Origin of the sequence: Agrobacterium sp. LY4, assembly GCF_001526585.1 — a bacterium.
Classification (GTDB): domain Bacteria; phylum Pseudomonadota; class Alphaproteobacteria; order Rhizobiales; family Rhizobiaceae; genus Agrobacterium; species Agrobacterium leguminum.
Window position 1 is genome coordinate 272,325 of sequence record NZ_ASYA01000052.1, and the last position, 15,104, is coordinate 287,428.

Consider the following 15,104-nt stretch of genomic DNA (forward strand, 5'->3'; position numbering starts at 1 on the left):
AAACGAAAACAAAACGAATGTCAAAAGAAAACAAACGAAACACGTTCCGGCAAAGGCGAACGGCCGCTGTGCGCCGTTCACCGTATGGCCAGCCTCTTACGGGGTCTGTGTTTCAGCCGTATGTCTGGGAAACCTGCTCAAGCTCATAGAGCACACCGCCCATATCCTTCGGATGCAGGAAAAGAACGGGATTGCCATGCGCGCCGATCTTCGGCTCGCCATCACCCAGAATTCGAACGCCCTTTTTGACGAGATCGTCACGCGCCGCGACAATATCAGGCACTTCAAAGCAGAGATGATGCGTGCCGCCGCCCGGATTTCTTTCTAGAAAAGCGGCAATCGGCGAATTTTCGCCGAGCGGATAAAGAAGCTCGATCTTGGTATTGTCAGCCTGAATAAAAACCACCGTCACGCCGTGTTCCGGCAGGGATTGCGGTTCCGAGACATCTGCGCCCAACAGCCTGTAGCGGGCAATTGCGGCATTAAGATCGGGCACCGCGATGGCGACGTGATTCAATCTTCCGAACATGGCCGTCTTCCCCTCACGCGTTGCGCCTGACGCCTTCGAGCAGGTCGAGCACCTTGTTGGCGGCATCCATGACATTGGTGCCGGGTCCGAAGATCGCCGAAACGCCATGGTCGAGCAGGAACTGGTAATCCTGACGCGGAATGACGCCGCCAACGACGACGATGATATCTTCCGCGCCCTTCTGTTTCAGCGCCTCGACCAGCTGCGGCGCCAGCGTCTTGTGGCCGGCGGCGAGCGACGACATGCCGACCACATGCACCCTGTTCTGGACGGCGAGATCGGCCGCTTCAACGGGTGTCTGAAACAGGGGCCCGGCCAGCACATCGAAACCGATATCGCCAAAGGCGGAGGCGATGACCTTCGCGCCGCGATCATGCCCGTCCTGCCCGAGCTTGGCGACCATGATGCGCGGCTTGGTGCCGATCCTCTCAGCCACACCGGAAAGCCGGGCGGCAAGCGTGGCAAGTTCCGGCTCGTCCTTATAGGCCTCGCCGTAAATATCGCTCACCACCTCCGGCACGGCGGCATGGTCGCCGAAGGCCGCACGCAGCGCATCGGAAATCTCTCCCACCGTGGCGCGGGCGCGGGCGGCAACAACCGCGGCTTCGAGAATATTGCCCTTGCCGCTGCGGGCGATCTCGGAAAGCGCTGCCAAAGCGGCGGTCACGTCCTTGCCATCGCGGCGGCGGCGCGTTTCTTCGATGCGGCGGATTTGCGCGGCCCGCACGGCGGCGTTATCGATATCGAGAACATCGATATCCTCTTCATTTTCGAGACGGTAACGGTTGACGCCGACGATGACCTCCTCGCCCTTGTCCACCGCCGCCTGGCGGCGTGTCGCCGCCTCCTCGATCAATCGTTTCGGCAGGCCTTCGGCCACGGCTTTTGTCATGCCGCCCAGCGCCTCCACCTCCTCGATCAGCGCCCAGGCCTTCTCAGCCAGCTCATCGGTCAGGCTTTCGACATAATAAGAGCCAGCCAGCGGGTCGACAACCTTCGTGACGCCGGTTTCATGCTGCAGGATGAGCTGGGTATTGCGGGCGATGCGGGCGGAGAACTCCGTCGGCAGCGCAATCGCCTCATCGAAGGAATTGGTGTGCAGCGACTGCGTGCCGCCGAGCACGGCGGACATGGCTTCAAAGGCGGTGCGGACGATGTTGTTATAGGGATCCTGCTCCTGCAGCGAGACGCCGGACGTCTGGCAATGGGTACGTAGCATCAGCGACGACGCCTTCTGCGGCTTGAACTCCTCCATGATGCGCGACCAGAGCAGGCGCGCGGCGCGCAGCTTGGCAGCCTCCATGAAGAAATTCATGCCGATGGCGAAAAAGAACGACAGGCGCCCGGCGAAATCATCGACATTCAGCCCCTTGGCCAGCGCCGCCCGCACATATTCGCGACCATCCGCCAGCGTGAAGGCCAGCTCCTGCACGAGCGTCGCGCCCGCTTCCTGCATGTGATAGCCGGATATGGAGATGGAGTTGAATTTCGGCATCTCCTTCGCCGTATATTCGATGATATCGGCAATGATCCGCATCGAGGGTTCCGGCGGATAGATATAGGTATTGCGGACCATGAACTCCTTGAGGATATCGTTCTGAATGGTGCCGGAAAGGGCGGCGCGGGGCACACCCTGTTCTTCCCCCGCAACGATGAAACTGGCGAGCACCGGAATGACCGCGCCGTTCATGGTCATGGACACCGAGACTTTTTCGAGCGGAATGCCATCGAACAGGATTTTCATGTCCTCGACGCTGTCGATCGCCACGCCCGCCTTACCGACATCGCCCTCCACACGCGGATGATCGCTGTCATAACCGCGATGGGTGGCGAGATCGAAGGCAACCGAAACACCCTGCTGGCCGGCGGCGAGCGCCTTGCGGTAAAAGGCGTTCGAGGCTTCGGCCGTGGAAAAACCGGCATATTGGCGGATCGTCCAGGGCCGGCCGGCATACATGGTCGCACGCGGGCCGCGCGTGAAAGGCGAAAAGCCCGGCAGGCTGTCCAGATGGGAAATCTTCTGCAGATCGTCAGCGGTATAGAGCGGCTTGACCTCGATGCCTTCAGGCGTGTGCCAGACGAGCGTTTCCGGTGAACGCTTCAGCTCTTTCTCTGCAAGCTGCAGCCAATCCCGCACCGTTTTTTCACCCGACATGCATCTCTCCCCTTCTGCATTTCATTTTAGCACTGTGGCCGGTGATCGTGACGAAAATCGAACGATCCGCCCGCAGGTCCGACCCCGTAAACCGCTCCGACCCACATGCGTTCCGGAAAAACGGCAGCGGCCATCACTCGAATTCGAGGATCACTTCATCCACCGCGAGGCTGTCGCCCGGTTTTGCCGCCACTCTGGCAACGCGGCCGCGTTTTTCCGCGCGCAGAATGTTTTCCATCTTCATGGCCTCCACCGTCGCCAGCGCCTGCCCGGCCTCCACCTCATCGCCCTCACCCACCGAAATACCGGTGATGACGCCCGGCATCGGGCAAAGCAGCAGTTTCGATGTATCCGGCGGCAGTTTTTCCGGCATCAGCAGCGCCAGTTCCGCCACACGCGGGCTGCGCACATGGGCACGAATATCCATGCCGCACCAGCGCAGGCGGATCGCAGCACCTGCTAGATCGACCTTGGCGGCGATAACCTCACCCGCGACCGTGAACAGGCCGAGGCTCTGGCCGGGAAGCCAGCCGGTATCGACGCTGAGCGCCGCGCCGTCTTCAAAACGGACCGCCGTACCATCCGTGCCGGTTTCAACGCTGACCCTGTGACGGGATGCGCCAAACGACACCACCCAGTCCTGACCGACGATGCGGCGGTGATTGCCGATGGTGCCGGAAATTTCGACCGCGCGGCTCTGCAGCCGCTGATGGATGATGGCGGCGATGGCGGAAAGCTGGCGCGCCGTGGCCTCATCCGGTTCCACGCCGGAAAATCCTTCCGGAAATTCTTCCGCGATAAAGCCCGTCGTCAGGCGACCGGCGCGGAAACGCTCATGCTGCATGACGGCCGACAGGAAGGGCAGATTATGGCCGATACCCTCCACCTCGAAACGATCCAGCGCCTGCCCCATGGCGTCGATGGCGGTTTCACGATCCTTGCCCAGAGCGCACAGCTTGGCGATCATCGGATCGTAATACATCGAAATCTCGCCGCCTTCGAAGACGCCGGTATCGTTGCGGATAACCGTTCCGTTCTCCTGCGCACCTTCCTGCGGCGGGCGATATCGCGTCAGCCGGCCGATGGAGGGCAGGAAGTTGCGATAGGGATCTTCTGCATAAAGCCGGCTTTCAATCGCCCAGCCGTTCAGCTTCACGTCCGCCTGCCCGAAGGAGAGCTTTTCTCCTGATGCCACACGGATCATCTGTTCGACCAGATCGATGCCGGTGATGAGTTCCGTGACCGGATGCTCCACCTGCAGGCGGGTGTTCATTTCCAGAAAGTAGAAATTCCTCTCGCCATCGACGATGAATTCCACCGTGCCGGCCGAATGGTAACCGACCGCTCTCGCCAGCGCCACGGCTTGCTCGCCCATGGCTTTGCGGGTCGCTTCGTCCAGAAAGGGCGATGGGGCTTCCTCGATGACCTTCTGGTTACGGCGCTGGATCGAGCATTCGCGTTCACCCAGATAAAGTGTGTTGCCGTGCTTGTCGCCCAGCACCTGAATTTCAATGTGGCGCGGCTGGGTGACGAATTTTTCGATGAATATCCGGTCGTCGCCGAAGGAGGACTTCGCCTCGTTCTTCGAGGACTGGAAACCCTCGCGTGCCTCGGTGTCGTTCCAAGCGATGCGCATGCCCTTGCCGCCACCGCCAGCGGATGCCTTGATCATCACCGGATAGCCGATTTCGGCCGCGATCTTCACCGCCTCGTCGGCATCGGTAATCAGGCCCATATGACCGGGCACGGTGGAAACACCCGCTTCTGCCGCGAGCTTCTTGGAAGTGATCTTGTCACCCATCGCCTTGATGGCACCGACCGGCGGACCAATAAAGGTCACGCCCGCCTTTTCCAGCGCCGCGGCGAAGGCGGCATTTTCGGAGAGAAAACCGTAACCCGGATGCACGGCATCCGCCCCGGTCTTCGCGATTGCCTCAAGAATCTTGTCGATGACGATATAGGACTGCGATGAGGGGGCCGGGCCGATATGAACGGCCTCATCCGCTTGTCTCACATGCAGCGCATTGGCATCCGCATCCGAATAGACCGCGACAGTGGCGATGCCCATCTTCTTCGCCGTCTTGATGACCCGGCAGGCGATCTCGCCGCGATTGGCGATGAGGATTTTCTTGATCATGCGGTTATTCTCCCCTCGCATCGTCATCATCGTCGCGGAATTTCTTTTCATAGGGCATCATCAGGATCGCCGAGGCAGTGGCGGCCGCGCCGAACAGGGATGCAATGGGCATGACGACCAGCAGCACGGGCACGACCGGATTTGCGGCGCGGCCGATGCGCGCGCCCAAACCGCCAATGTCGAGAAAGATCAGCGCTGCACCGACGCAGACGCCGATCAGCACGCCGACCGCCGCATTGAGCGCCATGAAACGCAACATTTGCCGATGATCGAGCCGGGCGGCTTCCGGCGTCATCTTTGGCTTCGGATCACGACTGCCGGATGCCCTGCCTGCGTTGCCACCGCGGCGTTGCCTCAGCCAGCGTCGCAGCCATTGCAGGTCCATATGGAGTATGTCGACAATCATGCTCCTCCTCCCCCCTCAGGAAAAATGTCGCCGCCTGCCCTCAAATCTCGAAGAAATTCTCGAAGGATTCCGGGAAGTTCTGCCGCGCAACGCGCTCGTCAATCACCAGCATCGCCTGATAGGAAAGCGGATCGAAATTCTTCTCCGCCGGCACGACCTCGCGGCCGAAGAGCAGGTTGAGGCGGGCGGCGTCGAGATTGCCGCGCTCGAAGGGCTCGGCACCGAAATGATGCCAGAGCGAGTGCAGGAAGGCGGCATCGATGCGATGCTCCTTGGTGTCGTTGCGCGCCCGGCGGGGTATCATCTTGATAGGCGTTACCCCTTTGGGGTTGGCGCGGCGGATGGTGAACTGGACACCCGTGCTCGGCATGCCGGAGGGAAATCCCTTGTGTTTGGTCATTTCGGGCAGGTTCGCCATCTTTTGTCCTTCCAGAACATTTCCAGTAAAAGCTGCCTTGCTTTTACGTCCGGAAATGCGCCAATTCAAATAGTTAGAGCGCTTTTGGCGCTCTAATCTTTCCTTACGCCTTGCCGACCTTGTCCTGCGTCTTCGTCTCGAAGTCGGAGGCATCGTGGCGTTCATGCAGTTGCTCGGACGGGTCGCCCGAGGTCTTGTTGACGATCACGCCACGCTTGACCGCCGGGCGTTCGCCGATTTCGAGCGTCCAGCGCATGACGTTCTTATAGCCGTCCGCCTCAAGGAAAGCACCGGCATCGCCATAGGCCTGACCGAGCGCGATCTTGCCATACCACGGCCAGACGGCCATGTCGGCGATCGTATATTCCGAACCGGCGAGATAGCGGTTCTCAGCCAGATGCCGGTCCAGCACGTCGAGCTGGCGTTTGACTTCCATGGCGTAGCGGTCGATGGCGTATTTGATCTTCACCGGCGCATAGGCATAAAAATGGCCGAAACCGCCGCCGAGGAAGGGGGCGGAGCCCATCTGCCAGAACAACCAGTTCAGCGCCTGCGCGCGCGCATTGCCCTCTTTCGGCAGGAAGGCGCCAAATTTTTCCGCGAGATAAACGAGGATCGAGCCGCTTTCGAAAACGCGTGTCGGCTCAGGCGTCGAGTGATCCATCAGCGCCGGGATCTTGGAATTCGGATTGACGCCGACAAAACCGGAACCGAACTGGTCGCCTTCACCGATCTTGATCAGCCAAGCATCATAGTCTGCGCCCTTGTGGCCGGCGGCCAGCAATTCTTCCAGCATGATGGTGACCTTCTGGCCATTCGGCGTCGCCAGCGAATAAAGCTGCAACGGGTGCTTGCCGACCGGCAGTTCCTTTTCATGAGTGGGGCCGGCAATCGGGCGGTTGATATTGGCGAATTGGCCGCCATTGCCCTTGTCCCAGGTCCAGACCTTGGGCACCTCATATCCGGCGGGGAAATTATCTGCGGAGGAATTTTCGGCCATGAAAATGTGTCCTTGTGCGTTTCGGGAGGACATCCGGACATCCGGGCGCCTGAACAAACATATAGTAAGGTGGCCGAAGCATTTTTCCAGTCTCAGAGCGGAATAGTGTCGTGTTTCTTCCAGCGGGTTTCCACGCTCTTGTTACGCAGCGACGCGAAGGCGCGGGCGATGCGACGGCGCGAGGAATGCGGCATGATGACCTCATCGATAAACCCGCGTTCCGCCGCCACAAAGGGATTGGCGAAACGCTCTTCATATTCCTTCGTGCGCGCGGCGATCTTTTCCGGATCGGAAAGCTCGGAACGATAGAGAATTTCCGCCGCACCCTTCGCGCCCATCACGGCGATTTCCGCCGTCGGCCAGGCGTAATTCACATCCGCGCCGATATGTTTCGAGGCCATCACGTCGTAAGCGCCGCCATAGGCCTTGCGGGTGATCAGCGTCACCATCGGCACCGTCGCTTCCGAATAGGCGAAGAGAAGTTTCGCGCCGTGCTTGATGACGCCGCCATATTCCTGTGCGGTTCCCGGCAGGAAACCCGGCACATCCACCAGCGTCAGCAGCGGAATGTTGAAGGCATCGCAGAAGCGCACGAAACGCGCCGCCTTGCGCGAACTGTCGATATCGAGGCAGCCGGCCAGCACCATCGGCTGGTTGGCGACGACGCCCACCGTCTGGCCTTCGAGACGGATGAAGCCGGTGATGATGTTGCGGGCGAAAGCCTCCTGCAACTCGAAGAAATCGCCTTCGTCGGCCAGCGCGTGGATCAGTTCCTTCATGTCATAGGGCTTGTTGGAACTGTCGGGGATCAGCGTATCGAGACGTGCTTCCAGCCGCGCCGGATCGTCGTGGAACGGGCGCACCGGCGGCTTTTCGCGGTTGTTGAGCGGCAGGAAATCGAACAGCAGCCGCACATGTTCCAGCGTCTCGATGTCGTTTTCATAAGCGCCGTCGGCGACGGAGGATTTTTTCGTGTGGGTGGAGGCTCCGCCCAGTTCCTCAGCCGTAACGATTTCGTTGGTCACGGTTTTGACCACATCCGGCCCGGTCACGAACATGTAGGAGGTATCGCGCACCATGAAGATGAAATCGGTCATGGCCGGCGAATAGACGGCACCGCCCGCACAGGGCCCCATGATGACCGATATCTGCGGCACGACGCCGGAGGCGACGACATTGCGCTTGAACACATCGGCATAACCGCCGAGCGAGGCCACGCCCTCCTGAATGCGCGCGCCGCCAGAATCGTTGAGGCCAATCACCGGCGCGCCGTTGCGCACCGCCATATCCATGATCTTGCAGATCTTCTGGGCATGGGTTTCCGAGAGCGACCCCCCGAGCACGGTGAAATCCTGCGAAAACACATAGACCTGTCGGCCATTGATGGTGCCCCATCCGGTGACGACACCGTCACCCGCCACCTTCTGCTCCGCCATGCCGAAATCCACCGCCCGGTGGGTGACGTACATGTCATACTCTTCGAAAGAACCTTCATCCAGGAGCACGTCGATACGCTCGCGCGCCGTCAGCTTGCCCTTGCCATGCTGCGCCTCGATGCGCTTGACGCCGCCGCCCAGCCGCGCCTCAGCGCGCCGCGTTTCCAATTGCTCCAGAATGCCGGGCATGTTTCCTCCATGCGTTGTGCCACGATCAATAGCCCAGAAAACATTCGCCAAGAAGCCTTGATCGTGCGCGTATGCGTGCCATAAATATTTGCAATGTTTAATTTTGCAAAGTTGCAACATGGCGACGGAAAAACTCTTCATCGGCCGCAAGGTTCGTGGCCTTCGCGAAAACGCCCGCGCCACGCAGGCGCAATTTGCTGAGCGGCTTGGCATTTCCGCGAGCTACCTTAACCAGATCGAGAATAATCAGCGTCCGGTTTCGGCCAGCGTTCTGGTGACGCTGGTGGAAAAATTCCAGCTCGACATGGCGGAACTGGCGACCGGTGAAAGCGACCGGCTGGTTTCCGCCGTGCGCGAGGCGCTGAAAGACCCGCTGTTCCTGAATTACGAGCCGGGACTTCAGGAGTTGAAGCTGATCGCGCAGAACGCGCCGGGTTTTGCCCATGCGCTGCTGCGCGCCCATCAGGCCTATCGCCAGAACAGCGAGCAGCTGGTGCAGCTGGATGACCGGCTGGGCCGTGGCACCGCGCAGGTGGAAAGAACCCCCTATGAGGAGGTGCGCGATTTCTTCCACTTCGTCGACAATTACGTCGCCGAGATCGATCTTCTGGCCGAGGAGCTGGCGGAAGAACTGGAGATAGAAGGCGGCGAGACCTATGGCATTCTGGCGGCGCATCTGAAGAGCCGTTACGGCATCCATATCACCCGAACCGAGGCGGCGGGCGGTCTGATCCGGCACTTCGATCCTGCCGGCAAGACCCTCGCCCTCAGTTCCTACATGGCCGCGCCGACCCGCTGTTTTCAGCTTGCATTGCAGATCGCCCAGCTTCACGCCGGTGCAACGGTGGACAGGGTGCTGGCCGGCGCCGGTTTCCGCAATGCGGAAGCCGCGGAAATCTGTCGTATCGGGCTGCACAATTATTTCGCCGCAGCCCTCATCCTGCCCTATGGCCGCTTTCACCGGGCGGCGCAGGAACTGCGCCACGATCTCGAGCTTCTCGCCGTTCGTTTCGGCGCGAGCCTTGAGCAGGTGGCCCATCGTCTCAGTACCCTGCAACGGCCGGGCATAAAAGGCGTGCCGATCTTTTTCGCCAAGATCGACCGCGCCGGCAACATCACCAAACGCCACAGCGCCACGCGGCTGCAATTTGCCCGTTTCGGCGCGGCCTGTCCGCTGTGGAATATCCATCAGGCCTTCGAAAGTTCCGACAGGATCGTGCGGCAGCTCGCCGAAACGCCTGACGGCGTACGCTACCTTTCCATCGCCACGCAGATCGAAAAGGCCGGTGCCGGGTTCAACACGGAGAGACCGCGTTATGCCATCGCGCTCGGCTGCGAAATTTCCCATGCGCAGAATTTCGTTTATGCCGATACGCTCGATCTCGGCAATGCGGCCTCCTTCAAACCGATCGGCATTTCCTGTCGGGTCTGTGAGAGGGTGGATTGCGTGCAACGCGCCGTGCCGCCGCTGAAACGCAAGCTGCATTTCGATCATCTTTCGCGCGGAGCGCTGCCCTACAGTATCGCCGATTTTTAACCCCGCTCAGGGCAGCGGCACCATGGCGCGCCGCATGATGTTAGCGTAGTAGCCCCAGAAAAGCCGCGCGGCCACGGAGCGCCATGGCGACCAGAGCGCCGCGCGCTCCGCCAGCCACTTCGCCTCCGGCCTCACCTCCAGGGCAAGCGCATGAGCCACCGCCGATCTCAGCGCCACATCGCCGACCGGAAAAATATCCGGGTGCCCGCCGCAGAACATCAGATAGACCTCCGCCGTCCACGGGCCGATACCGCGAAGCGCAACCAGCTCGGACAGGGCTGCACGCCCCTCCTTGCGCACCACGCCGTCAAGATCGATCTGCCCTTCCGTGACGGCACGCGCCAGCCCTTCCAGCGTCGTCGCCTTGGCGCGCGAAAGGCCGAAAGTGGCGCGCAATTCCGCCGGTGCGCCGAGATAATTTTCCGCCGTGACCGCGCCGCCGGTGCCGGCAAGGATACGCGCCCATATGGCATTGGCGCTGGCGCGCGACACCATCTGCGAGACGACGATATGGGCAAGGCCGGAAAAGCCGGGCTCATGAATGCGCAGTTCCAGCGGGCCGGCTTTTTCGATGACGAGGCCGAGAGCCGGATCGAGGTGGGCGAGATGCTCCAGCCCTTCGCTGATGTCATCCATCCCGGTAATGATTTTCATGTCCGTCATTCCATATGCCGCCAGCCGCTGGCGAGGCGCTTTAAAACATGGCAGAAGAAACCATGCCTTCGCCTCTCCGTCAAAAACCGGTTTACCGTTTCGCACCGAGCCCCAATGGCCTGCTGCATCTCGGCCACGCGCTTTCCGCCTTCCTGAACCATGATATGGCGCGAGACAATGACGGCCGCTTTCTGCTGCGCATCGAGGATATCGACCAGACACGCTGCACCCCGGAGCTGGAACAGGCAATCTATGATGACCTTGGCTGGCTGGGTCTCGACTGGAAGAAACCGGTGCGGCGGCAATCGGAACATTTCGAGGAGTATCGCGTGGCGCTGGACAGGCTGATCGAGGCAGGACTTGCTTACCCTGCCTTTCTGAGCCGTGGAAAAACCAAGGCAATCGTTCGTACTTTCGAGGCGGAGGGAGGGTTGTGGCCCCGCGATCCCGATGGCGCGCCGCTTTACCCGGCCATAGACCGGGAGAGGCCAAGGGTGGAACGGGATGCGCTGCTCGCCTCCGGCCGTCCGCACGCCTGGCGGCTCGACATGGAAAAGGCGATCCGCGCCATCGGCAACCCCCTGTTCTGGCAGGAGAGCGGCGACGGCGAGACGGGGCAGATCGAGGCCCTGCCCGCGCTTTGGGGCGATGTGGTGCTGTCGCGTTCCGACGCGCCTTCGAGCTATCATCTTTCCGTTGTGGTGGACGATGCGCTGCAGGGCACAACCCATGTGGTGCGCGGCATGGATCTCTATCACGCCACCGCCATTCACCGGCTGTTGCAACACCTGCTGGACCTGCCGCAGCCGGCCTATCATCATCACCGGCTGATCTTGGGCGCGGACGGGCGCAAGCTCTCGAAAAGCGAAGGCAGCACCGGGCTTTCCGCCCTTCGTTCGGAAGGTGCTGCACCCTCAGATATCCGCCGGCTTGTCGGGCTCCTCTAGAACCTGCTCGCGACGCACGCTGCCGCCGCCGATATTGCGGCGGATGATCTGCCGGACCTTGTATTTCATCAGCGCGGCATTCACCTCAGCTCCTAGCATGAAGATGACGCCCACCATATAAAGAAACACCAGAACCACCATCACCGAGGCGAGACCGGCATAGGTGGCGGCATAATTGGCGAAGGTGGAGAGATAATAGGCGAAGATCGCCGCACCGATGACCCAGAAGATCATCGTCAAGAGAATGCCCGGCCAGACATCCCAGATGCGGCGCTTGCCGGCCGGAAGCCACAGATGCGCCGCCACCAGCCCCGCCGTCAGCACGACGATGGTGCCATAAAGACCGAGGCTGGAGACGGTGTTCAGAACATCTGTCAGCCACGGAAACTTCTCCTCCGCAAAGGACATGGCGACCGGCACCGCAACAAGCACGATACTGATGCCGGCAAAGACCACGACGGCGATCAGCACATAAAGCAGGCTGAGCAGGCGGGTGACATACCACCAGCGCGTTTCGGTGACACGATAGGCGCGGTTCAATGAAATGCGCAGCGCCTCGACACCATTGGACGCAAAATAGGCGGCCGCCAGCACCGAAATCGTCAGCAGCCCGCCGCGCGGAATGGTCAGCACCTGCTGCACCTGCGCCGCCAGCGGCCCGGCAATCGCCTCCGGCCAGGTGTCGAAAATCAGATGCACCGCCGTTTCGGAAAACTGGTCCGCCCCCAGAAAGCCGGCGAGGGCCGTACCGAAGATCAGGAACGGAAACAGGGCCAGCAGGATCGACAGCGCCATATGGCTCGCCATCGCCCAGCCGTCATCCTCGGCGAAATGGGAATAGGCATCGAAGGCAACCTTGCCTGCCAGGCGCACTGCGGCAACCATGTCACCTCCATTCATCGGCATTTCATTTGTAACTTCGAGCCGAATATGGGAAATCAGCTTCGCTTTGTACAGCGCGCAAGCTGGCCTTTCGGTTCCAGAAGGACACGGATTTCGCGCGATAGGATTTTAACGGGCCGGGCAATCGGGCCAGAGCAACAGTCGGTTTCCCGGAGCGGCAAATGTCTGAAAAACCCGTCATCATCATCACCGGATGTTCCTCGGGCATCGGCGCCCATTGCGCCGGCGCGCTCCACCGGGACGGCTGGCGGGTTTTCGCCACCGTGCGGCGCATCGCCGACATGGCCGCACTCGAAAACCAGGGCATCGAGACCCTGATCATGGACTATACCAAGCCGGAGACGATTGCCGCGCTGGTGGACACTGTCGCAGCCCGGACCGGCGGCCGCATCGATGCGCTTTTCAACAACGGCGCCTATGGCCAGCCGGGCGCGGTGGAGGATTTGCCTGTCGAAGCGCTGCGGGCACAGTTCGAAACCAATGTCTTCGGCTGGCACGATCTGACACGGCGGGTCATTCCCTTCATGCGCAGCCGAGGCGCCGGCCGCATCGTGCATTGCTCCTCCATTCTCGGTCTCGTTCCCTATCGCTATCGCGGCGCTTACACCGCATCGAAATTCGCCCTCGAGGGGTTGGGCGTCACGCTGCGCATGGAGCTTCAGGGCAGCGGCATCCATGTCAGCCTGATCGAACCGGGGCCGATCACCTCCAAATTCACCGCAACGGCGCTTGCCCATATCAACGAGCACATCGATCTCGAAAATTCCGCCCATGCGGCGGAATATAAACGCCAGCTGGCGCGCATGGATGGTTCCGGCCCCGTCAACCGCCACAAGCTCGGCCCGGACGCCGTTTATGCCGTGTTGAAACATGCCCTGACGGCCAAAAGGCCGAAACCGCATTATCCCGTTACCGTGCCGGCCAAACAGGGGCTTGTGCTGAAACGGCTCTTGCCTGCCGGACTTTTCTATCGTCTGCTGCGCAGATTCGATTGAGGAGGAGTAATACCGCATGTCCGGCTTCACAACCGTTCTGGCCCTTATCGTCATGGGCCTCGTCGTCATCGTGCTGATACGCGGCCTCTTCAACATGCTGAAGGGACAGGACGCCAACCGCTCCAACAAGCTGATGCAGCTTCGCCTGCTTTTGCAGGCTGTGGCGATTGTGCTGATCATGTTCACCCTCTGGCTCACCGGCGGTGGCCGCTGACATGGTGAAGCTGAACAAGATCTATACCCGTACCGGCGACAAGGGCACCACGGCGCTGGTTTCCGGCCCGCGCCGCCTGAAGCACGATCTTCGCGTCGAGGCCTATGGCACGGTGGACGAGACCAATTCGGCCATCGGCGTCGCACGGCTTCATACGGGTGGGATGGAAAAGCTGGATGCCATGCTTTTCCGCATCCAGAACGATCTTTTCGATCTCGGCGCCGATCTCGCCACGCCGGATAGCGGCGAACCGCTTTCCTACGAGCCGCTGCGCATCGTCGAAAGCCAGGTCACGCGGCTGGAAAACGAAATCGACGATCTCAATGCCGCCCTTGAACCGCTGACCTCTTTCGTGCTGCCGGGCGGCAGTGCTGCGGCGGCCAGCCTGCATATGGCGCGCACCGTCTGCCGGCGCGCGGAGAGACTGATGGTGGAACTTTCCGTCACTGAGAATGAGATCGTCAGCCCGGCGGCGCTGAAATATGCCAATCGCCTGTCCGACTTCCTGTTCGTCGCCGCCCGCTTCGCCAATGATGCCGGCAAGGCCGATATATTGTGGGTTCCCGGCAAGAACCGCTAAAGCGTTTCAATGACGCAACCAAAGGGCGTTCGATGTTCATACCGCTGCACGATGCGAATTCCCTCAAGCATATCCGGCTGCAATATGTCACCATCGGCCTGATCGTGGTCAATGTGCTGGTCTGGCTGTTTACCGGGGTGCTGGCCAGCGATACTGAGGCCAATGCCGCAGCCCTCGGCCTCGGTTTCATTCCGGCAGTGGTGTTCGACTACGCCTATCTGGAACCCGCCCTGCAAGTCGTGCCCGATGACCTGACCGTCGTTACCTATGCTTTCCTGCATCTGGATTTCTGGCATCTGGCCGGCAACATGCTGTTTCTCTGGGTCTTCGGCGACAATGTCGAGGATGCGCTCGGCCATTTCCGTTTCCTGATTTTCTACATCGCCTGCGCCATCGCCGGCGCGCTGTTTCACGGTTTCGTCGCCCCCACCTCGGAGGGGCCGCTGATCGGCGCTTCGGGTGCGGTTTCCGGCGTCGTCGCGGCCTATTTCCTGCTGCATCCCAGGGTTCGCGTCTGGGTGCTGGTTCTCATGCGCATTCCGCTTCCTTTGCCCGCCTTCATTCCGCTGGCGCTGTGGATCGGCCAACAGTTCCTGATGCTGGCGCTCGGGCTAGAGGAAAACGTTTCCTGGGGCGCGCATGTGGGTGGCATCATGGCTGGCGCAATCATGGTGATTTTCATGCGCAGGCGGGGCGTTCCCCTGTTTGATCGCACCATTGTTCCGCCGAGGGCGGCACAGTTCAAGAATCCGTCGCAAACGGCGGGGTTGTCGCAAATCGAACGGGGCTATGACGGGAGCAGATGAGCTCTTGCGAAAGAGATAGAGTATTTACGTGAACGTCAACGTAAGATATGCCTTACGTGCATGTGATAATGAAGATTGCTCCGTTGTAATTGCGGGAAAAATGCTTATCCATGTCGCCAACCTGTTTTTGGAGGTCCGCGCGGTCAACTGGCCAAAGCGGACAGGAGTTTGAGGAAAGCCGCCGATGAAGATCCTTGT

General features: G+C 60.7%; 15 protein-coding genes. 6 read left to right on the plus strand and 9 right to left on the minus strand.

Annotation, left to right across the window (positions count from 1 at the left end; translation table 11 throughout):
- Positions 1-112: 112 nt before the first annotated feature.
- The 7 genes from mce to L904_RS24745 all read right to left on the minus strand — a co-directional run bounded on the left by mce (position 113) and on the right by L904_RS24745 (position 8,270).
- Positions 113-529 (minus strand): methylmalonyl-CoA epimerase, encoded by a 417-nt coding sequence (mce, locus tag L904_RS24715; RefSeq protein WP_020813427.1) that lies wholly within the window; start codon positions 527-529, stop codon positions 113-115.
- Positions 530-542: 13 nt separating this feature from the next.
- Positions 543-2,684 carry a methylmalonyl-CoA mutase gene (gene scpA / locus L904_RS24720; protein WP_020813426.1) on the minus strand — a complete coding sequence of 714 codons (2,142 nt, stop codon included), beginning with the start codon at positions 2,682-2,684 and terminating at the stop codon, positions 543-545.
- A gap of 133 nt (positions 2,685-2,817) precedes the next feature.
- Entirely contained in the window at positions 2,818-4,821 is a 2,004-nt protein-coding gene (locus L904_RS24725; protein WP_020813425.1) for an acetyl/propionyl/methylcrotonyl-CoA carboxylase subunit alpha, read from the minus strand.
- Between the two features lie 4 nt (positions 4,822-4,825).
- Entirely contained in the window at positions 4,826-5,227 is a 402-nt protein-coding gene (locus tag L904_RS24730) for a hypothetical protein (protein ID WP_020813424.1), read from the minus strand.
- Positions 5,228-5,267: 40 nt separating this feature from the next.
- Positions 5,268-5,645 (minus strand): hypothetical protein, encoded by a 378-nt coding sequence (locus L904_RS24735; RefSeq protein WP_003520841.1) that lies wholly within the window; start codon positions 5,643-5,645, stop codon positions 5,268-5,270.
- A gap of 103 nt (positions 5,646-5,748) precedes the next feature.
- Positions 5,749-6,645: a glutathione-dependent disulfide-bond oxidoreductase gene (yghU, locus tag L904_RS24740; protein WP_020813423.1), complete on the minus strand. Its 897-nt coding sequence runs from the start codon at positions 6,643-6,645 to the stop codon at positions 5,749-5,751.
- Positions 6,646-6,737: 92 nt separating this feature from the next.
- The gene (locus tag L904_RS24745) at positions 6,738-8,270 is read right to left on the minus strand and encodes an acyl-CoA carboxylase subunit beta (RefSeq protein ID WP_020813422.1); all 1,533 of its coding nucleotides are present in this window, start codon (positions 8,268-8,270) and stop codon (positions 6,738-6,740) included.
- A gap of 118 nt (positions 8,271-8,388) precedes the next feature.
- Between L904_RS24745 and L904_RS24750 the strand changes: the two genes are divergently transcribed.
- Positions 8,389-9,807, plus strand: coding sequence for a short-chain fatty acyl-CoA regulator family protein (locus L904_RS24750; protein WP_020813421.1), 1,419 nt, complete (start codon positions 8,389-8,391; stop codon positions 9,805-9,807).
- A gap of 6 nt (positions 9,808-9,813) precedes the next feature.
- Here the strand turns inward: L904_RS24750 and L904_RS24755 are convergent, their stop codons facing one another.
- Complete coding sequence (locus L904_RS24755) at positions 9,814-10,470, minus strand: DNA-3-methyladenine glycosylase (RefSeq protein WP_020813420.1); 657 nt, start codon at positions 10,468-10,470, stop codon at positions 9,814-9,816.
- A gap of 38 nt (positions 10,471-10,508) precedes the next feature.
- Here L904_RS24755 and gluQRS point away from each other — a divergent pair, with 38 nt between their 5' ends.
- Positions 10,509-11,408: a tRNA glutamyl-Q(34) synthetase GluQRS gene (gene gluQRS / locus L904_RS24760; RefSeq protein ID WP_020813419.1), complete on the plus strand. Its 900-nt coding sequence runs from the start codon at positions 10,509-10,511 to the stop codon at positions 11,406-11,408.
- Here the strand turns inward: gluQRS and L904_RS24765 are convergent.
- The gene (locus L904_RS24765; protein WP_031234557.1) at positions 11,376-12,293 is read right to left on the minus strand and encodes a YihY/virulence factor BrkB family protein; all 918 of its coding nucleotides are present in this window, start codon (positions 12,291-12,293) and stop codon (positions 11,376-11,378) included. The genes gluQRS and L904_RS24765 overlap by 33 nt on opposite strands.
- Positions 12,294-12,472: 179 nt before the next feature.
- Between L904_RS24765 and L904_RS24770 the strand changes: the two genes are divergently transcribed.
- Genes L904_RS24770 through L904_RS24785 form a run of 4 tightly spaced genes read left to right on the plus strand, consistent with a single transcriptional unit; the run spans position 12,473 to position 14,906 of the window.
- Positions 12,473-13,306, plus strand: a complete 834-nt coding sequence (locus L904_RS24770) for an SDR family oxidoreductase (protein ID WP_035260158.1) — start codon at positions 12,473-12,475, stop codon at positions 13,304-13,306.
- A 16-nt stretch (positions 13,307-13,322) separates the two neighbouring features.
- On the plus strand, positions 13,323-13,520 hold the full coding sequence (locus L904_RS24775) for a twin transmembrane helix small protein (RefSeq protein ID WP_003520830.1): 198 nt from the start codon (positions 13,323-13,325) through the stop codon (positions 13,518-13,520).
- A 1-nt stretch (position 13,521) separates the two neighbouring features.
- Positions 13,522-14,100: a cob(I)yrinic acid a,c-diamide adenosyltransferase gene (locus L904_RS24780; protein WP_020813416.1), complete on the plus strand. Its 579-nt coding sequence runs from the start codon at positions 13,522-13,524 to the stop codon at positions 14,098-14,100.
- A gap of 32 nt (positions 14,101-14,132) precedes the next feature.
- Positions 14,133-14,906 (plus strand): rhomboid family intramembrane serine protease, encoded by a 774-nt coding sequence (locus L904_RS24785; RefSeq protein ID WP_031234556.1) that lies wholly within the window; start codon positions 14,133-14,135, stop codon positions 14,904-14,906.
- The last annotated feature ends 198 nt before the right edge of the window (positions 14,907-15,104 follow it).